Source organism: Streptomyces sp. NPDC058371, from assembly GCF_042723265.1.
GTDB lineage: Bacteria > Actinomycetota > Actinomycetes > Streptomycetales > Streptomycetaceae > Streptomyces.
On sequence record NZ_JBHXJC010000009.1, the window covers coordinates 158,633 to 176,861 of the forward strand.

15 protein-coding genes are annotated in these 18,229 nt (G+C 70.9%); 8 read left to right on the forward strand and 7 right to left on the reverse strand.

The features are described from left to right. Window positions 1-140 precede the first annotated feature (140 nt). Complete coding sequence (locus ACFWM2_RS25400; RefSeq protein ID WP_383284156.1) at window positions 141-1,169, reverse strand: aspartate-semialdehyde dehydrogenase; 1,029 nt, start codon at window positions 1,167-1,169, stop codon at window positions 141-143. Window positions 1,170-1,415: 246 nt separating this feature from the next. On the opposite strand from ACFWM2_RS25400, the gene ACFWM2_RS25405 reads away from it, so the two are divergent. Both ACFWM2_RS25405 and ACFWM2_RS25410 read left to right on the forward strand, forming a co-directional pair. After that, on the forward strand, window positions 1,416-1,943 hold the full coding sequence (locus ACFWM2_RS25405) for a sigma-70 family RNA polymerase sigma factor (protein ID WP_383284159.1): 528 nt from the start codon (window positions 1,416-1,418) through the stop codon (window positions 1,941-1,943). 1 nt (window position 1,944) lies between these two features. Next, on the forward strand, window positions 1,945-2,805 hold the full coding sequence (locus tag ACFWM2_RS25410) for a hypothetical protein (protein ID WP_383284161.1): 861 nt from the start codon (window positions 1,945-1,947) through the stop codon (window positions 2,803-2,805). Window positions 2,806-2,917: 112 nt separating this feature from the next. Here the strand turns inward: ACFWM2_RS25410 and ACFWM2_RS25415 are convergent, their stop codons facing one another. Together ACFWM2_RS25415 and ACFWM2_RS25420 are read right to left on the reverse strand one after the other, a co-directional pair. Further along, the gene (locus ACFWM2_RS25415; RefSeq protein WP_383284164.1) at window positions 2,918-6,229 is read right to left on the reverse strand and encodes a S8 family serine peptidase; all 3,312 of its coding nucleotides are present in this window, start codon (window positions 6,227-6,229) and stop codon (window positions 2,918-2,920) included. Between the two features lie 241 nt (window positions 6,230-6,470). Further along, the gene (locus ACFWM2_RS25420) at window positions 6,471-7,007 is read right to left on the reverse strand and encodes a CGNR zinc finger domain-containing protein (protein ID WP_383284166.1); all 537 of its coding nucleotides are present in this window, start codon (window positions 7,005-7,007) and stop codon (window positions 6,471-6,473) included. A gap of 127 nt (window positions 7,008-7,134) precedes the next feature. Between ACFWM2_RS25420 and ACFWM2_RS25425 the strand changes: the two genes are divergently transcribed. The 5 genes from ACFWM2_RS25425 (at window position 7,135) to ACFWM2_RS25445 (ending at window position 12,248) form a co-directional block, all read left to right on the forward strand. Beyond that, on the forward strand, window positions 7,135-7,578 hold the full coding sequence (locus tag ACFWM2_RS25425; RefSeq protein WP_383284169.1) for a VOC family protein: 444 nt from the start codon (window positions 7,135-7,137) through the stop codon (window positions 7,576-7,578). Window positions 7,579-7,612: 34 nt separating this feature from the next. Continuing rightward, window positions 7,613-8,509: a pyridoxamine 5'-phosphate oxidase family protein gene (locus tag ACFWM2_RS25430; protein ID WP_383284172.1), complete on the forward strand. Its 897-nt coding sequence runs from the start codon at window positions 7,613-7,615 to the stop codon at window positions 8,507-8,509. A 9-nt stretch (window positions 8,510-8,518) separates the two neighbouring features. Next, window positions 8,519-8,974, forward strand: a complete 456-nt coding sequence (locus ACFWM2_RS25435) for an NUDIX hydrolase (RefSeq protein WP_383284174.1) — start codon at window positions 8,519-8,521, stop codon at window positions 8,972-8,974. Between the two features lie 255 nt (window positions 8,975-9,229). Continuing rightward, window positions 9,230-11,008, forward strand: a complete 1,779-nt coding sequence (locus ACFWM2_RS25440) for a TIGR03767 family metallophosphoesterase (protein ID WP_383284177.1) — start codon at window positions 9,230-9,232, stop codon at window positions 11,006-11,008. 103 nt (window positions 11,009-11,111) lie between these two features. After that, a complete protein-coding gene (locus tag ACFWM2_RS25445; protein WP_383284179.1) occupies window positions 11,112-12,248 on the forward strand; it encodes a serine hydrolase domain-containing protein in 1,137 nt (378 codons plus the stop codon). A 119-nt stretch (window positions 12,249-12,367) separates the two neighbouring features. Here ACFWM2_RS25445 and ACFWM2_RS25450 read toward each other — a convergent pair whose 3' ends face one another. Then, window positions 12,368-13,429: a hypothetical protein gene (locus tag ACFWM2_RS25450; RefSeq protein WP_383284182.1), complete on the reverse strand. Its 1,062-nt coding sequence runs from the start codon at window positions 13,427-13,429 to the stop codon at window positions 12,368-12,370. 234 nt (window positions 13,430-13,663) lie between these two features. Then, window positions 13,664-16,237 (reverse strand): aminopeptidase N, encoded by a 2,574-nt coding sequence (pepN, locus tag ACFWM2_RS25455; protein WP_383284184.1) that lies wholly within the window; start codon window positions 16,235-16,237, stop codon window positions 13,664-13,666. 139 nt (window positions 16,238-16,376) lie between these two features. On the opposite strand from pepN, the gene ACFWM2_RS25460 reads away from it, so the two are divergent. Further along, window positions 16,377-17,021, forward strand: a complete 645-nt coding sequence (locus ACFWM2_RS25460; RefSeq protein ID WP_383284187.1) for a DsbA family protein — start codon at window positions 16,377-16,379, stop codon at window positions 17,019-17,021. A 27-nt stretch (window positions 17,022-17,048) separates the two neighbouring features. On the opposite strand, the gene ACFWM2_RS25465 is transcribed toward ACFWM2_RS25460, so the two are convergent. Further along, a complete protein-coding gene (locus tag ACFWM2_RS25465) occupies window positions 17,049-17,273 on the reverse strand; it encodes a hypothetical protein (RefSeq protein WP_383284189.1) in 225 nt (74 codons plus the stop codon). 193 nt (window positions 17,274-17,466) lie between these two features. After that, window positions 17,467-18,108, reverse strand: a complete 642-nt coding sequence (locus ACFWM2_RS25470) for a superoxide dismutase (protein WP_383284192.1) — start codon at window positions 18,106-18,108, stop codon at window positions 17,467-17,469. Window positions 18,109-18,229 lie beyond the last annotated feature (121 nt).

An 18,229-nucleotide genomic window follows, 5' to 3' on the forward strand; every position in this document is an offset into this window, starting at 1 on the left:
GGGTGGTGGGGGGGGGAGTGTGGTGAGGGGGGGTGGTGTCGGGTGGTGGGTAAGCCCTTATGGGGAAGAGCGGGGGGGTTCCCCCCCCCCACCGGTGGGCCCCCCCTCGGGACAGCTGGGTCCGGCCGGTCAGCCGGGTGTCACGCGGACAGTTCGGCCGCGACCAGCTCCGCGATCTGGACGGCGTTCAGCGCGGCGCCCTTGCGGAGGTTGTCGCTGGAGATGAAGAGGGCGAGGCCGTTCTCGACGGTCTCGTCCGGACGGATGCGCCCGACGTACGAGGCGTCCTTGCCGGCGGCCTGGAGGGGCGTCGGGATGTCCGACAGGGCGACACCCGGGGCGCCGGCCAGCAGCTCCGTGGCGCGCTCGACGGAGAGCGGGCGGGCGAAGCGGGCGTTGACCTGGAGGGAGTGGCCGGAGAAGACCGGGACGCGCACACAGGTGCCGGAGACCTTCAGCCCGGGGATCTCCAGGATCTTGCGGGACTCGTTGCGGAGCTTCTGCTCCTCGTCGGTCTCGTGCAGTCCGTCGTCCACCAGGGAACCGGCGAGCGGCAGCACGTTGAAGGCGATCGGGCGCTGGTAGACCTGCGGCTCGGGGAAGTCGACCGCCTCCCCGTCATGGGTCAGCTTGTCGGCGTCGGCGACGACCTTCTGCGCCTGGCCGTGCAGCTCCGCGACGCCCGCGAGACCGGAACCGGACACCGCCTGGTAGGTGGCGACGACCAGCGCCTCCAGGCCCGCTTCGTCGTGCAGCGGCCGCAGGACCGGCATCGCGGCCATCGTCGTGCAGTTCGGGTTGGCGATGATCCCCTTGGGGCGGTCCGCGATCGCGTGCGGGTTCACCTCGGAGACGACCAGGGGGACCTCGGGGTCCTTGCGCCAGGCCGACGAGTTGTCGATCACGACCGGGCCCTGCGAGGCGACCTTCTCGGCCAGCGCCTTCGACGTCGAGCCGCCCGCGGAGAAGAGCACGATGTCCAGGCCGGAGTAGTCGGCACTGGAGGCGTCCTCCACGGTCACCGGCTTGCCCTTGAAGTCGATCGTCGAACCGGCCGACCGTGCCGAGGCGAACAGACGCAGCGTCTCGACGGGGAAGTCCCGCTCGACGAGGATCCTGCGCATGACCGTGCCGACCTGACCGGTGGCTCCGACGATTCCTACCTTCACGGCGACTCCTAGCTTGCGTTCCTGCGTACGTACGACAGGGCCCAATGACCCCATCATGCGTCTCACCGGGGTCCACGTGTCCAATCCTTTGCCCGCGGAATGGGACGGCGCGTGTGACGTATGCCTCGGCCGGGTGCCGGGTGCCGGGTGCCGGGTGCCGGACGTCGGACGCCGGAAAGTCCAGGGGGCGGGGGCGAACGTTTCCGCCCGCCCCGGCGTCGTAGAGGAAACGCGGCGAGGGGAGGGGTGGCTGTGCTGCGCAGAACGGCCCGCCGCGCCCAGGGGGTGGACGACCCCCTGGACGCGGTTCAGGAGCGCCGGGTGCGTGCGGTGCTCGCACTCGGCGGCGTGCCGCAGACGGACCTGCCGGACGGGGTGCAGCAGGTCCGTCTGCGGCTGCTGGAACGTGCGGCGAAGGGGGACGAGGCGCCGCGTGACGTGTCCGCGTGGGCCGCGGTCGTCGCCTCGAACCTGGCGATGGACTGGCACCGCGCCAAGCGCCGCCAGGAGCGGCTCGGCGAGCGCCTCGCGGGACTGAGGCAGCCGGCGCACGACTCGGACGAGGAGTCCAGCGTGCTCTCGCTCGCCGTGGCCCGCGGTCTGGACGAGCTGCCCGACGCCCAGCGCCAGGTGCTCGTCCTGCGGTTCTACGTCGACCTGCCGGTGCGCGACATCGCCGAGGAACTCGGCATACCGGAGGGCACGGTCAAGAGCAGGCTGCATTCGGCGGTCCGCGCGCTGCGCGTCCGCCTGCACGAGGACGAGGTGGTGTGACGTGGCCGAGTACGAAGGCAATCCGGTCGCCGACGCGCTGCTGGCCGCGATCACGGACGAACCGCTGCCCGAGGGGGCCCGCGACGACGCGGGGTTCCTCGCCGAACACCGGTCCGCGGTGGCGGACGTGGCGCTGCTGCGGGAACAGCTGGCGCTGATCGGGGACGCGCTGGCGGACGGGACGGAGAGCGCCCGGCCGGTTCCGGTACGGGCGCCGAAGAAGCGGGCCCGGCGTGCGGACCGGGCGCCGAAGCAGCGCACGCGTCGTCCGGATCCGGCTCCCGGCAGCCGCCGGCGCCGCCCGCCGGCCCTGGTCATGGTCATGGGCACGCTGGCCGCGGCGGTCGCGGCCACCGTGGTCGCCGGCATGGGCTGGCTCGTGGTGGATTCCGGCGGGGCGTCCAACGACGCGTCGAGCAGCGCGTCGAGCGCGAAGACGTCCGGCGGGGAGGCGGACAGCAAGGGCGGCGGTTCGTCGGACGCCTCGTCGGCCCCCTCGTCGGTCTCCGCAGCCGCGATGCACATTGCCTGCTCGCGCGTCCTCGTCGAGGGGACCGTGGTCAGCATCACCGCGCGGGACGACGGGGACGTCCGGGTCGTGCTGAAGGTGAAGCGCTACTACCGGCCGGAGCGGTCCGTGACCGACCACCCGACGATCGCCGTCACCCTGGACGGCATCGCGCGCGAGGATCTGAAGCCGGGCGTCTACACCCTCGTCCGCCTACCGGTGCACGCGCAGGACCGGCAGGACTGGGAGGTCGGCTGGGGCGTGGGCGACGCCCGCAAGGACATCCTCAAGGCACTGCCCGGAGCCGAGGGACTGGCGTGTTCGGCGGCCCCGGAACAGATGGAGGACGACTGAGGGCGGCGGCGCGCGACGCCGACGGACAAAGCCGCCGGACAAACAGGAAGAGGGCGGGCGCCCGTGTCGGACGCCCGCCCCCGTTGCCGTAGTGACTACGGCGCCGTAAGAGCTACGGCGTGACCTTCTCGATCTTCACGCTGCCGATGCCCGCGACCGTACCGCGGGAGTTCACCAGCTGGACCTGACCGAAGAACTCGCGTCCGGCGGGCGCGGCGGCCGCGGCGGTGACCGAGGCGGACACCGTCGCCGAGTCACCCGTGCCGAGCTTCACCGGCGCGGACCCGTCGACCGTGACCTGGCCGAGCGAGGACGAGAAGAACACGTCCCGGTAGTCGTACGCGGTGGAGCCGGACGGGACGGCGTAGCCGACGACCTCGATGGTGTACGTCCCGGCGGCCGGCGAGGGGACCGAGACGGCCTCCTCCGAGTCGCCGTCGGCGGACGAACCGACGACCGTGCCGGCGGCGTTCTTCACCGACAGGTCGAGGTCGGCCGCAGCGTCCGAGACATTGCCGATGGCGACGTCCAGCGACGTGGCGCCCGCGGGCACCTCGACCGTGGTGGTCTGCGTGACGCCTTCGGTGATGGTCGGCCGTGCCGTCTTCGAGGAGCCGAGCGGGCCGCCCTTCAGCGAACCGTCGAGCGCGGCGTAGTTGTTCGTCACCTTCCAGGAGGCGGGGGCCGGGGTGCCGACCTTGGCCTCGGGGACGGTGACGACGGCCGGGTCGAAGGCCGCGCCGAACACGGCCGCGTCCAGCTTGTACGGGTTGTCGAGCAGCGGCGACGTACGACGCGCCTCGACCTCGATCTCCCATACGCCGGCCTGCGGGTCGGGGTACGAACGCAGGTCGGGGCGGCAGCCGTTGCCGTCGAGGTAGTTGTTGTAGCAGTTCGGCGTCGACGTGGTGTCGACCGGAACGCCGTAGGGGTGGACGGAGATGAAGCGGGTCTGGCTCTTGTCCTTGAGCCCGCCGATCGCGACCTCGAGGGACTTGGCGCCCTCGGGGACCGTGAGGAAGTACGACGTGGTGCTGTTGCGCTGCACCGAACCCGACGCGGAGTACGTGTACTTGACCGGCGAAGCGACGACGACGGTCGACAGGATCTGCTTGTCGATGCCCTCGGTGCGCGGGTCGTCGACCTCCAGGATCGCGCTCTTGAGGCCGGCCGAGGACGGCTTGGCGGCGATCTTGACGGTGACCGGCTTGTTCAGCCCCAGCGACACCTCGTCGGAGCCCACGATGCGGAAGGTGCCGCCCGCGTTGTTCTCCAGGTGCAGCTCGTGGCGGATCGCCCGGTCGGCGCCCGACGTACGGGTGATGGTCACGTCGTACGTCTTGGACTGACCGGCCTTGAGGCCGCCCTCACGGTCGTACAGGCCGGTGCCGAAGCCCGGCGTCTTCAGCGCGGCGTCGATCGCGGTGTCGACCGGCGCCTTGACCGTGTAGTCGTGGGCTGTGGCCTCGTCCTTGATGGATTCCCACGCGTCCACGATGTTGATGAGGCCCGCGCCCTCCTCGTACGCCTGCACACCCTTGATGTGGTCGGCGGTGGAGGTCAGCGCGGTGCGCAGGGTCGCCGGGGTGAGGTCGATGCCCTTCTGCTTGGCGGCGCTCAGCAGCAGCGCCGAGGCGCCCGCGGCCTGCGGGGACGCCATCGAGGTGCCCTGGAGCATCGAGTAGCCGGCCGGCAGCGTGTAGCCCGCCTCGGCGACCGGCGAACCGGGCAGCCAGGTCTGGGTGCTGTTGATCGACGCGCCGGGGGCGGAGATGATCGGCGCGAAGCCGCCGTCCTCACGCGGACCGCGCGAGGAGAAGGGCATCATCGCGTACGACTTCTCCACCTGGGAGCCGTAGTTGGCGGCCCAGGTCTGCTTGGAGATGGCCGCGCCGACCGAGATGACCTTGTCGGCCAGACCGGGGTCGCCGATGGTGTTGGCACCGGGGCCGGAGTTGCCCGCGGAGATCACCAGCTGGACGCCGTAGGTGTCGATGAGACGCGTGTAGAGCTCGGCGCGCGCGTTGTTGCCGTCGTTCAGCGCGGGGAGCCCGCCGATGGACATGTTGACGATGTCGACGCCGCGGTTGGCGACGAGGTCGATCATGCCCTCGGTCAGCGCGACGTTGGTGCAGCCGCCGGTCCAGGTGCAGGCACGGGACGAGACGATCTTGGCGCCGGGTGCGGCACCGTTCATCTTGCCGCCGAACAGGCCGTTCGCGGAGGTGATGCCCGCGACGTGCGTGCCGTGCTCGGACTCGATGATGCCGATGTTGACGAAGTCGGCCTTCTTGCCGACCCAGTCGCCGCCGTACGGGTCGGTCGGCACGTCCTTGCGGATCTCGACGACGAACGGCTGGCGCTCGGCGACGTCGGTCGCCGGGTTGTCCGTGCCGAAGTAGCCGATCTGGAAGCCGTCCTTGTACGGCTTCATCGGCGCGTCGTCGGTGAAGTCCTGGTTGTTGTTCAGGTCGACGCGGACCGTGCCGGCCGCGGCGTCGTACAGGATGCCCCAGGCGTCGGTCTTGTCGCCGTCGCGGTTCACGTCGCCGTTGGCGTCACCGCCGACGGACGCGGACTCGCGGAAGAGGTTGACCTGGTAGTCGCCCGCGGGGGCCTTCCAGGTGGCGCCGCCGTAGGTGAACACGGGACCGGTGACCGGGTTGGTCATGCGGCGCCAGGTCGCGTCGGCGTCGGTGATGGGGTCGGTCGAGGTGACCCAGTCGACGATCTTGCGCTCGCCGGTGGTCGTCTTCTGCAGCGCGGGGTGCGCCAGGTCGACACCGGAGTCGAGGATGCCGATGGTGACGCCCCGGCCGTCGGACTTCGGGTGGTCCTTCACGAAGTCGACGGCGCCCGTCTCGAAGGACGGGTTGTAGGGGTTCTCGGCGGGCGTGGTCTTGGACGGGCCGGAGTAAGTGGCCGCCGTACCCGCCTTGGCCGAAGCGCCCTTGGCCGTGTCGGCGCTCGGGGTCGGATCGTCGAGTGCGATCTCCTGGCGCAGGTCGATGCCGTGCACGGAGGAGAGCTTCGCCGCGCCGGCGATGGCCGCTTCGGCCTTCGCGGTCGGGACGGTGGCGCGGACGTAGCCGAGCTTGTCGTAGGTACGGCCCACGGAGCCGCCCTTCACCGCGTCCAGCTGGTCGGCGACCTGCTCGGTCTGGCCGGGGGCGGTGGCAATCATCATCGTGACGTTCTTGGCACCGTCGGCCTTGGCCTCCGCGAGGAGGTCGGCGTCGGCCGAACCGAGCTTGGCGCTCGCGGACTTGGTGCCCGGGTCCGCGGTGGTGGGTGCGTGGTCGGCGGAGAAGGCCATGGGTATCGGCCCAGCCGCGGAGAGCGCGGCCATCAGGCCGGCGGCCACGGCTACCCGGGCCACGCGTCTCGCGCCCGATATCGGAGCGCGCTGAGGGTCGGGGGTCATCAGCATCCCTTGTAGGTAAAGGAACGAGCTCTGGAACGATCGGTCCCGGGATCAGTGGGGCCGATCGCATCAGTCCGGTATGTGGACCCGGATGACCGCTCAGCTTTACCTAAGGGGCAGTTGTTTGGGGAGAGTTGACCGGGGCGGGATGAAAGCATGGCGTACTTCCGCCATACGCCATGACGGTCAAACCGGCTCGGGAAGGGACATTCCAGAAGCCTCGGGTGCCCTCTGTGCGCGTTTAGCCCTCCTTCGTACGCGCGTAGTGGCGGGACGCCTTCGCGCGGTTGCCGCATGCGGCCATCGAGCACCAGCGACGGGTGCCGTTCCGTGAGGTGTCGAAGAAATGCAGGATGCACGAGCCGTGGGCGCAGCGCCGGATGCGGTCCGGGGCGGCGGTGAGCAGCTCCAGATAGTTGCGGGCGGCGAGCCACGCGGGCCCCCAGGCGGGGTCCGCGAACTCGGCGCTCTCACCCGGGCCCGCGGTGGTCAGGGTCACCCTCACCCGCCCGTGCGCGAGGACGGCGTCGATGCGCTCCGCCCCCTCCGCCAGGGACCCGTCGACCGCGGCGCGCAGGGCGTCGCGCGCCTGGCGGACGTGCCGGAGGGTCGGCTCGTCGGCCGGGGCGTCCAGTCCGTTCGCGGCCAGCCACACCGCCAGTCCCTCGGTGCCGGTCAGCAGGTCCTGCACGGCTCCCTCGCGCATCCAGCGGGTGTTGAGGAGGTCGAGCGAGACCGGCTCGCCGGTGAGCGGACGCGGATCGGAGGTGCTGGACATGGCGGACGGTTCCCTTCGTTGCTAACCGGTCAAGAGTACGTGACCGGTTGCGTTCCCTGAGTCTAACCCTTAATCTCGAAATCAAGGGTTAGCCCGGTCCAGGGCTGCGCCGCCAGAGGGGACCGTCATGACACCGCGCACCGGCCACATCGGCCTGAACGTCACCGACCTCGACCGCTCGCTCGGCTTCTACCGGGACGTGCTCGGCTTCGAGGTCGTCGGCGAGGGCAAGGAGGAGGAGCGCCGGTACGCGTTCCTCGGCGCGGGCGGCACCCTCGCGCTCACGCTGTGGCAGCAGGCCCGGGGGCCGTACGACGCCGGCCGTGCCGGTCTGCACCACCTGGCCCTCGAGGTGGACTCGGTCGAGCGGGTCGGGGAGTACGAGACGGCACTGCGCGCCTACGGCGTGGAGTTCGCCCACGAAGGCGTCGTCGCCCACCGCGAGGCCTCGGCGTCCGGCGGCATCTTCTTCCACGACCCCGACGGCATCCGGCTGGAGATCTACGCACCGAGCGGCGCCGACGAGGCACCGGCCCCCAGTGGCTCCGCCCCGACCTGCGGCTTCTTCTAGCGCGAGGCGTGTCATTTCCAGGGAGAGGCACCTCATGACGTATCACTCCGGCTCGCGCGCCGTGCAGGACCGGGTCGGCGTCCGCGACCTCGCCGACCATGTGGGCCAGGCCGTCGGGCCGGGCATCCGCCCGGTCGCCGCCGCCTTCCTGGAGCAGCAGCCGATGCTGGTGCTCGGCGGCGCCGACCCGGCGACCGGCGCGGTGTGGGCCTCGCTGCTCACGGGGGAGCCCGGTTTCGTACGAGCCACCGGGCCGCACCGCATCTCGGTCACCGGCGCGCCGCGCGAGGGCGACCCGCTCGCCGCCGCGCTCCGGGCGGACGGCACCCCCGTAGGCACCATCGCGCTCGACCCGCGCACCCGTCGCCGTATGCGGCTCAACGGCCGGGCGCGCCCGACCCCCCGCGGTTTCGCCGTCGAGGCGGACCAGGTCTTCGCCAACTGCCCGAAGTACCTCCAGAGAAGGGAGTCGTACGAGAGCGTCGGGCGCCCGCCGGCCGTGGCCCGCCGCTCCGCCGGACTCACCGCGCAGCAAAGGGAGTTCATCCAGGACGCCGACACCTTCTTCCTCGCGACGGTGCACGCGCACGGTGCCGACGCCAGTCACCGGGGCGGCAACCCCGGCTTCGTGCGCACCGGTTCGCCGGACGGAGCGGGGCCGGACGAGCTGAGCTGGCGCGACTATCCCGGGAACTCCATGTTCCTGACCCTCGGCAATCTGGCGGCCGACTCCAGGGCGGGGCTGCTCTTCCTGGACTGGACGTCGGGCGCGATCCTCCAGCTGACCGGCACGGCCCGCACCGAGTTCGGCGCCGACGGGGAGACCCGCACGGTCCGCTTCTCGGTGACCGGGGTCGTCGAGACACCCGGGGCCAGTCCGCTGCGCTGGTCGCCGCCCGAGTACTCACCGGCCAACCCCGCGCTGCCGTAACGTCGGCGCATGCGCGAGGAGTTGCGGGTGGCGGCCTACGCCGTGTGCGTGCGGGACGGCCGGATGCTGCTGGCCCGGTGGGTCGCCGGCGACGGCAGCAAACGGTGGACCCTGCCCGGCGGCGGCATGGACCACGGCGAGGACCCCTACGACACCGTCGTCCGCGAGGCCGAGGAGGAGACCGGCTACACCGTCGAACCGGTGGCGCTGCTCGGCGTCGACTCCATCAAGCGCGTCTACTCGCGCCGGCTGGGCGGCACCGCCGACTTCCACGGGCTGCGGATCGTCTACGAGGCCCGGATCACCGGCGGCGAGCTGCGGCACGAGACCAACGGCTCGACCGACATGGCCGCCTGGCACCCACTCGAAGAGGTGCCCCGTCTCGACCGGGTCGGGCTCGTCGACGTCGGCCTCGCCCTGTGGCGCGGGCGACCGGCCACCGGACGGGCCGTCGACGCCGAGTAGGGCGGCCGGAGCGCCCGGAACGGGTTCAGTACCCCGGAAGATGAACACGGAGTGACCGCTTCCCGGCCGTTCGGGAAGGGCTCCATGGACGCGCAGGGTAGTCCAAGATCCACGTACGGTGATCGGCGTTGCGCGTTGCTGTCCAGTTAACGTGCAGGTCATTCCCGGTGCCAACGATCCAGTATGAGCGGGGAGTTTGCGACACGAGCCCCCCGCGACCACTGCCGACGCGTTTGCACTCGGGGAGATCGCGCCATGTCGCGCATACGCTCTGTCGCCACTGCCGCCACCACCTCAGCCGCCGTTTCGCTGGACCGCCGGGCCCTGCTCGCCGCGGCCGGCGCGGTAACCGTCTCCGCGGGCGTCGGCTACGCGCTGCGGCCCGGCTCCACGGCCCACGCCGCCGCGGGCGAGGCCCCCGCCGCCGGACAGGCGCCCGTCGCCATGTCCCGCCAGGCACCCGCCGCCCCCCTGGCGCCGTACAGCCGCGGCACCACGCTGGCCTCGGTCGCGGCGCCCCGCGGCAGCTCCGGCTACCGCCGGCTCGGTGACGGCCCCGCCTGGTCCCGGGTGGTCCGCGGCGAGCTGGCCGCAGCCAAGGCCGGCCGCGCCGGGCGGCGCACCGCGCTCGCCTCCTTCGTGCAGTTCACCGACCTGCACCTGGTGGACGTCCAGCACCCGCTGCGCTACGAGTACCTGCGCGCCCAGACGGCCAGCGCCTGGCGACCGCAGGAGTCCCTGTCGGTGGCCGGCGCGGTGTCGCTCGTCGAGCGGGTCAACGCGCTGCGAGGAGCCCCCGTCACCGGCTCCCCGCTGCACTTCGTGATGACCACCGGGGACAACACCGACAACAACTCCAAGACGGAACTCGACTGGTTCCTGAAGGTGATGAGCGGCGGCCGCATCACCCCCAACTCCGGGGACCCGCGCCACTACGAGGGCGTCCAGAACAGCGACCTCAAGCTGTACTGGCAGCCCGACGCGGCCCTGCGCGACGCCGACAAGCAGCTCGGCTTCCCGCGCATCCAGGGCTTCCTCGACGCGGCGATCCGCGAACTGCGCAGCCCCGGACTCGGCCTGCCCTGGTACTCCACGGTCGGCAACCACGACGCCCTGCCCGGCGGCTGCTACGCGCCCGGCGACTCCTTCTTCGCCGACTTCGCCGTCGGCGGCAAGAAGCTGATGACCCTCGACACGGCCGCGGGCAAGGCGATCTGGGACAACGTCAAGAACGGCGGCGACCCCAAGGGCGTCGATTTCAAGGCGATGCTCAAGTCGCAGGCCCGCCACATGCGTTCGGTCACCCCGGACGCGGCCCGCGCGCCCTTCACCTCCGCCGAGTACCTCAAGGCGCACCTGGACCCGGCCCACACCGGGCCCGGCCCCATCGGCCACGGCTACTCCCAGGCCAACCTCGCCTCGGGCACCCAGTACTACGCCTTCCGCATCGCCGACGACGTCCTCGGTGTCAGCCTCGACTCCACCGACCCGGGCGGCCACTACGAGGGCTCGATCGGGGCGGCCCAACTGCGCTGGCTGGACAAGACCCTGCGCGACAACAAGGACTCGTACGTCATCGTCTTCAGCCACCACACCAGCAAGTCGATGCGCAACCTCCGCACCGACCCGGCCCACCCCGGTGAGAAGCGGCACGGCGGCAGCGAGCTGGTCGCCCTCCTCGGCAGCCACTCCAACGTCCTGGTCTGGGTGAACGGCCACAGCCACAAGAACGCCATCACCCCGCACGCGGCCTCCGGTGGCGGCTCCTTCTGGGAGATCTCGACCGCCTCCCACGTCGACTTCCCCCAACTCGCCCGCGTCATCGAGGTGGTGGACAACAAGGACGGCACCCTCTCCCTGTTCACCACGCTCATCGAGTCCGCGGCCCCGCACCGCACGGATTTCGCCGATCTCAGCCAGACCGGTCTGGCCGCGCTCTACCGCGAGCTGGGCTTCAACGCCCCCGGTTCCCGCTCGACGCTGTCCGGCAAGGCAGGGGACCGCAACACCGAACTGGTCCTGAAGAAGGGCTGATTCCGGCTCAACCGTCGAAGCGGCAGGCAACTGTTGCCGCTGCGCCCCGGGTCCCTCCCCGTGACCACGGTCGCTGCCGTGGCCAGGGACGAAGGGGGAACACATGTCAGTGCGTACGGGGCTGGTGGGAGCGGCCGCGGTGGCGGTCGTGGTGAGTCTGGCGGGGCCGGCGGTGGCCGCTCCCGCCGCGGTGGACCACGCGGCGACCCGGCGGGCCATGGAGGCCGCCGTGGACAGCGGGGTCCCGGGCGTCGCCGCCCAGGCCAAGGACCGGCACGGCACCTGGAAGGCGGCGTCGGGTGTCGGCAACCTCAAGACGGGCAAGGCCCGCGGCGCCGACGACCGCTACCGCGTCGGCAGCATCACCAAGACCTTCGTCTCCACGGTCCTGCTCCAGCTGGAGGCGGAGGGCAGGCTCTCGCTGGACGACAAGGTCGAGAAGTGGCTCCCGGGCGTGGTGAAGGGCAACGGCCACGACGGCAGCCGCATCACCCTGCGCCAGCTCCTCAACCACACCAGCGGCGTCTACGACTACACCTCGGACGAGGACTTCGGCCGCACGTACTTCCTCAAGGACGGCTTCTTCGAGCACCGCTACGACACCCTGAAACCCGAGCAGCTCGTCGGCATCGCGATGTCCCACAAGCCGGACTTCACGCCCGGCACGTCCTGGAGCTACTCGAACACGAACTACGTCGTCGCGGGCATGGTGATCAAGAAGGCCACCGGGCACTCGTACGCCACGGAGATCCGCCACCGCATCATCGAGCCCCTCGGCCTGCATGCCACCGTCGTACCCGGCACGTCTCCCGAGGTGCCGCAGCCGAGCAGCCGCGCCTACGGGAAGCTCGCCGAGACGGCGACCGGACCGACCTACGACGTCACCGAACTCAACCCGTCCCTGGCCTCCTCCGCGGGCGAGATGATCTCCGACTCCGGCGACCTGAACCGCTTCTACTCCGCCCTGCTGCGGGGCAGGCTGCTGCCGGCCGCGCAGCTCGCCGAGATGAAGACCACCATCAAGGTCGACGCGATCCCGAACGCCGGCTACGGCCTCGGACTCATGGACCGCGAACTGAGCTGCGGAGTCCATGTCTGGGGCCACGGCGGCGGCATCCACGGCTCCACCTCGGAGGCCGTCACCACCGCCGACGGGCGCCACTCCCTGTCCTTCAACTTCAACAACGACTGGTCGGGAGGCAGCGACGAGGTGATCGAGGCGGAGTTCTGCGGCAAGTGACCTGACTCGTTCCCGTACGCAGGACGGGAAGGCCCGCCGGGCCGACGCGGACGCGAGGAGGGGCCGCCGGTGGTCCGGCGGCCCCTCCTCTCCCCTCCTGATGTCTCCCCGGTCCGTCACTACCGGGGAAGCACCACGACATAGGCCGCCGGATCGCGGTCGCTCGACGCCATCAGGGCGGTGCGTACGACGGTCGCCTGCTGCTCCAGCGCGTCGCGCAGCTTCTTCGGGGTGATGTGGACGACGGTGATGCCCAGCCGCTCCAGGTGCTCGCGCTTGCGGGCGTACTCGGACCAGAGGGCGTCGTCGTCCTGCCGAAGGTCTTGACGGGGTGCGCGGGTGTCCAGCTCGACCGCCACCGCCTGCTCGGGCCAGTACGCGTCGAGGCCGCCGAGGTGGGGACCGCCGGGCAGCCGCAGGTCCACGTTCCAGACGGGGTCGGGCAGCCCGTGGTCGCGGACCATGCGGTAGAGCCGGTCCTCGGCGATCGAGCGGCCCTCCGCCAGCAGGGAGTCCACCGCGTCCACCACGTGCGGCCGGCTCAGCAGCCGCGCCTGGGTCAACTCCCGTACCACCGCCGCAGGTTCGCAGTGGCCGCCGCGCACGGCCTCCGTGAGCAGCCGGCGTACGACATTCGCGTCCACGATGTCCGCCACCGCGTCGGCGAGGGCGCGTGGGACCGGGGCGACGGGCACGCCGGTGACCTGCTCCGGGGCCGGCAGGGACGCGGTGCGCACGATGCGGGCGCAGCCGGTCGAGCGCAGCCGGCGCAGCCGGGGCACGAGGACGTCGATCCGGTCGAGGGAGAGCAGCGGGGGCGCCGAGGCGAAGCCGTGCAGGGTGAGGGCGGCCAGGCCGGTGATCATCGCGTCGGCGTACGTGGGGCGGTGCGGTTCGTCCGCGCTGGGCTGGACCGGGACGCCGGGCGCCGTCTCGCCCATGGGCGAGCGGCCGGCGTACAGCAGGATCGCGTGCAGCCGCTCCTCGCCGGTGGGCGGGCCCGGGTGCAGCAGGCAGACCCCGGGGAGGATCTGCTGCCACGGGCCGCCGGGACGGCACTGCTCGTTCACCTCGGCGGCACTCACGCCGTGGGCCCGCAGCTGCGTGGTGGTCAGCACGCGCCGTTGTGCTTCGCAGAGGTGGCGGAGGGGGCGGGGGGAGAGCGGGGTGTCGTGGTTCATGACCCGGGGTTTCCCGCGCCTGATCCGTCCCCTAACCGCTGTTACACGCCCGTCGACAAATCAGGACAAGCTCGCCCTAAAGTACGGGCGTTCGACTGCCGAAAGCGGCTGGTCCGGATGGGGGTCAGCAGGGGTTACGGCTTTGAATACCTGCATTTCGTAACCACTGTTTTTGTGCCACCGGAGGGCACCGGCATGCGCCGGTGCCCTCCGCTCGGCTCATGGCTCAGGTGCTCAGCCGGCGGCCACGTCGCAGGCCTGGGCGCGCAGGGTGCGGGCCAGATCGTCCCGGGCCTCCAGGACCAGCCGTCGCAGGGCGGGCGGCGCGTCCTCGTGGGCCGACAGCCACGCGTCCGTGGCGTCCAGCGTCCCGGGCGAGTCCTGCAGGTCGGGGAAGAGGCCCCGGACCACGTCCATCCCGATCTGGATCGACCGCTCCGCCCAGATCCGCTCGATCGCCGCGAAGTACTTCGGGGCGTACGGCGCGGTCAGCTCACGCTGGGACGGCTGGTCGAAGCCGGCGATGGTCGCCTCGGCCAGCGCGTTGGACAGCGCGTCGGACTCCACGACCGACGCCCAGGCCTGTGCCTTGACCGCCGCCGACGGGCGGGCGGCCAGACAGCGGACCTGATGGCGCTTGCCGGACGCGGTGTCGTCGCGGGCGAGCTCGGCCGCCAGCACCGACTCGTCGGCCACCCCGTGCGCGGTGAGCGGCTCCAGGAACGCCCACCGCAGCTCCTGGTCGACGTCCAGGCCGTCGATCTTGGCCGTGCCCTCCAACAGGCCTGCCAGCAGCTGGAGATCGGCCTCGCTGGAGGCGACCCGGGCGAAGAAGCGCGCCCAGGTGAGTTGCTCCTGACTGCCCGGCGCGGCGAGCCGGAGCTCCTTGAGCGCACCCTGCGCGAGCAGCAGCCCGCCCTCGGTCCGCCAGGTGGGGGCCGCGTAGTGGGTGAGCGCCGAGTTCGCCCAGGCGTGCAGCATCTGCAGCACGCCGATGTCCGACTCGCGCCCCGCGAAGCGCAGCACCAGGTCGATGAAGTCACGCGCGGGCATGAGCGCGTCGCGGGTGAGGTTCCACAGCGCCGACCAGCACAGTGCGCGGGCCAGCGGGTCGGTGAGGTCGCCCAGCCGGTCGCGGAGTGTGGCCAGGGAGTTCTCGTCGAAGCGGATCTTGCAGTACGTCAGGTCGTCGTCGTTGACCAGGACGAGTTCGGGTGCCTCGGCGCCGACGAGTTCGCCGATGACCGTGCGCGGGCCGTCGACGTCAACCTCGGCGCGCGCGTAGCGCTCCAGGGTGCCCTCGGGTGTCCGCTTGTACAGGCCCACGGCCACCCGGTGCGGGCGCAGTTCGGGGTGCGACTCCGCCGCCTCCTGCACGACGGCCAGTTCGGTGATCCGGCCGTCGGCGCTCAGGATCACCTGCGGGGTGAGGGAGTTGACACCGGCCGTCTGCAGCCAGGACCGCGACCAGGAGGCCAGGTCGCGCCCGCTGGTCTCCTCCAGCGCCGACAGCAGATCGCCGAGGCGCGTGTTGCCGTAGGCGTGCCGCTTGAAGTAGCGGCGGGCGCCTTCGAGGAACGCGTCCTGGCCGACGTACGCGACGAGTTGCTTGAGCACGGACGCGCCCTTGGCGTACGTGATGCCGTCGAAGTTGAGTTTGGCGTCCTGGAGGTCGCGGATGTCCGCCGTGATCGGGTGCGTGGACGGCAGCTGGTCGGCGCGGTACGCCCACGCCTTGCGGCGGTTGGCGAAGGTGATCCAGCCGTTCTTGAAACGGGTCGCCCCGACCAGCGCGAACGCGCCCATGAAGTCGGCGAAGGACTCCTTGAGCCACAGGTCGTCCCACCACTCCATGGTGACGAGGTCGCCGAACCACATGTGCGCCATCTCGTGCAGGATGACGTTCGCCCGGCCCTCGTACGACGCCTGCGTCACCTTGCCGCGGAAGATGAACTCCTCGCGGAAGGTGACGAGTCCGGGGTTCTCCATCGCGCCGAGGTTGTATTCGGGCACGAACGCCTGGTCGTACTTCCCGAAGGGGTAGGGGTAGTCGAAGTGGTCGTGGAAGAAGTCCAGGCCCTGCTTGGTGACGAGGAAGACGTCGTCCGCGTCGAAGTACGGCGCGAGACCCTTGCGGCACATCGCGCCGAGCGGGATCTCCAGCTTCGTACCGTCGTCGAAGGTGCGGGAGTAGCGGTCCGTCACGTAGTGGTACGGGCCGGCCGCGAAGGAGGTGATGTACGTCGAGATCGGCTTGGTCTCGGCGAACCGCCAGACGCCGTCGGCGAGTTCACCGACGCCGTTGCTCCACACGACCCAGCCCTCGGGGGCCCGTACGTCGCAGCGGAAGGGGGCCTTGAGGTCCGGCTGCTCGAAGTTGGCGAAGACGCGGCGGGAGTCGGCGGGCTCGTACTGCGTGTACAGATACACCTCGCCGTCCTCCGGGTCGACGAAGCGGTGCATGCCCTCGCCGGTGCGGGAGTAGGCGCACTGGGCGTCGACGACGAGTTCGTTGTCGGCGGCGAGGTCGTCCAGCCGGATCCTGGAGCCGTCGAAGACGGCGCCCGGGTCGAGGTCCCTGCCGTTGAGCGACACGGCGGTGACGGCCGGCGCGATCAGGTCGGCGAAGCTGGACGCGCCCGGCTCCGTGCAGCGGAACCGGATGGTCGTCACCGAACGGAAGGTGCGCGGCTCGCTCCCGGCGTCCCCCACGGCGGACCGCAGGTCGAGGGACACCTCGTACCCGTCGACGGACAGCAGCGCGGCCCGCTCCTGGGCCTCGTCGCGGGACAGATTCTCACCGGGCACGGGCGGCACTCCCTCGGGATCTCCTGGATGTGGGTGAACAGGACCGATCCTGCCATGTGCCCCTGACGGAACACACCCGGGAATGGGCGGGGCGAGCGCCGGTGTTGCCGGAGGAGAAACAGTCCTCCTGAGGAGAGTCATGTCGGAGAAGACCCCTGTCGACTTCTGGTTCGACCCGCTGTGCCCCTGGGCCTGGATGACCTCGCGCTGGGTGCTGGAGGTGGAGAAGGTGCGCGACATCAAGGTCCACTGGCATGTGATGAGCCTGGCTGTCCTGAACGAGCCGAAGCTCGACGAGCTCCCCGAGGAGTACCGGGAGCTGCTCACCACCAAGGCGTGGGCCCCGGTCCGGGTGGTGACCGCGGCCTGGCAGAAGCACGGCGCCGACGTGCTCGGCCCGCTCTACACCGCGCTCGGCACCCGTATTCACAACCAGGGTGAGCAGGACGCCAGTGCGGCGATCGCCGGGGCGCTCTCCGACGTCGGCCTCCCCGCGGACCTGATCGACTACGCCGACCAGGACCCCTTCGAGTTCGACGCCGAGCTGCGCGCCTCCCACAAGGAGGGCATCGACAAGGTCGGCCAGGACGTCGGCACGCCCGTCATCGCCGTCCCCGGCGCCGACGGCGAGCAGATCGCCTTCTTCGGCCCGGTCGTCACCCCGGCCCCCAAGGGCGAGGCCGCCGCCAAGCTCTGGGACGGCACCCTGCTGGTCGCCTCCACCCCGGGCTTCTACGAGATCAAGCGCACCCGCACGGCGGGCCCGGACTTCAGCAACCTGTAGTCCGCGGCGGGAGGGTACGGGGGTCCCTCAGTCGAACACCGGCATCTTCTGCGGCGGGTCGAAGGGCTTGGCCACCCCGGCCCTGCGGATGTTGCGGCAGTCCTGCTCGGTGCTGACGCAGATCCAGTAGTTCTCCACGTACGCGTTGGGCTTCTCCAGCTTGGCCAGCTTGCGGATCACGTCCCGCTCGCGGTCGTCCTGGGGCTGGCGGTGCGGCTGATAGGTGCCGCAGGTGTGGCACGGGTACGTCATTTCCCTCGGCATCCGACCACCATCACCCGGAGCCGTGCATACCGGAAGCTCCGCGCGGCAAGCTGTCCGCCGTTCGGTGGAGCGGGGCAGGGGAAAGCCCTCGCGAGTCATGTCCTCGCGAGGGCTTTCCTTTCCTCCGCCTGCCGCGTGAAGGGTGAGAAGACGATCACGAGCAGGGCGTTGTGTGTCGCCCTCAGGGGGCGAGCAGCAGGACGTCCGCGCGGGACTTCGCGGCGGCATGACGCTTCGCCACGTCCTGCCAGTTCACGACGGCCCACATGGCGTCGATGAAGTCGACCTTCTGGTTCCTGTACTGGAGATAGAAGGCGTGCTCCCAGGCGTCGAAGACCAGGATCGGGGTCGCGCCCTGGCCGACGTTGCCCTGGTGGTCGTAGACCTGCTCGACGATCAGGCGGCCACTGAGCGGTTCGTACGCGAGGACGCCCCAGCCTGAGCCCTGTGTGGTCGCCGCGGCCTTGGTGAGCTGCGCCTTGAAGGCCCCGAACGAGCCGAAGGACTCCGTGATCGCGTCCGCCAGGTCGCCCACGCCGTCCGCCGCGAGCGGCTCGCCACCGCCCTCACCCGTCATGTTGTGCCAGTAGATCGAGTGCAGGATGTGGCCGGACAGATGGAAGGCGAGGTTCTTCTCCAGGCCGTTGATCGATCCCCACGACTCCTTGTCCCGGGCCTCCGCGAGCTGCTCCAGAGTGTCGTTGGCCCCCTTCACGTACGCCGCGTGGTGCTTGTCGTGGTGCAGCTCGATGATCTCGGGGCTGATCACCGGAGCGAGCGCGGCGTAGTCGTACGGCAGTTCGGGAAGTGTGTACACGGCCATGCCAGGTCCCCTCTGACCTCTTATTGCAAAGTACTTGCAAGTGCACGCTAGCAGCAAGAGAGTGGAGGAGCGCGCCGGGGCCCGCACACGCGCACCCGCGCCGGGGGAACCGGGCCCGGGC

What these genes read in the sequence shown, in the direction of transcription:
- ACFWM2_RS25465 (WP_383284189.1), bottom strand. Translation starts at nt 17,273, where the DNA reads ATGACGTACCCGTGCCACACCTGCGGCACCTATCAGCCGCACCGCCAG.
- ACFWM2_RS25425 (WP_383284169.1), top strand. Translation starts at nt 7,135, where the DNA reads ATGACACCGCGCACCGGCCACATCGGCCTGAACGTCACCGACCTCGAC.
- ACFWM2_RS25450 (WP_383284182.1), bottom strand. Translation starts at nt 13,429, where the DNA reads ATGAACCACGACACCCCGCTCTCCCCCCGCCCCCTCCGCCACCTCTGC.
- ACFWM2_RS25460 (WP_383284187.1), top strand. Translation starts at nt 16,377, where the DNA reads ATGTCGGAGAAGACCCCTGTCGACTTCTGGTTCGACCCGCTGTGCCCC.
- ACFWM2_RS25435 (WP_383284174.1), top strand. Translation starts at nt 8,519, where the DNA reads ATGCGCGAGGAGTTGCGGGTGGCGGCCTACGCCGTGTGCGTGCGGGAC.
- ACFWM2_RS25430 (WP_383284172.1), top strand. Translation starts at nt 7,613, where the DNA reads ATGACGTATCACTCCGGCTCGCGCGCCGTGCAGGACCGGGTCGGCGTC.
- ACFWM2_RS25440 (WP_383284177.1), top strand. Translation starts at nt 9,230, where the DNA reads ATGTCGCGCATACGCTCTGTCGCCACTGCCGCCACCACCTCAGCCGCC.
- ACFWM2_RS25415 (WP_383284164.1), bottom strand. Translation starts at nt 6,229, where the DNA reads ATGACCCCCGACCCTCAGCGCGCTCCGATATCGGGCGCGAGACGCGTG.
- ACFWM2_RS25420 (WP_383284166.1), bottom strand. Translation starts at nt 7,007, where the DNA reads ATGTCCAGCACCTCCGATCCGCGTCCGCTCACCGGCGAGCCGGTCTCG.
- ACFWM2_RS25445 (WP_383284179.1), top strand. Translation starts at nt 11,112, where the DNA reads ATGTCAGTGCGTACGGGGCTGGTGGGAGCGGCCGCGGTGGCGGTCGTG.
- ACFWM2_RS25470 (WP_383284192.1), bottom strand. Translation starts at nt 18,108, where the DNA reads ATGGCCGTGTACACACTTCCCGAACTGCCGTACGACTACGCCGCGCTC.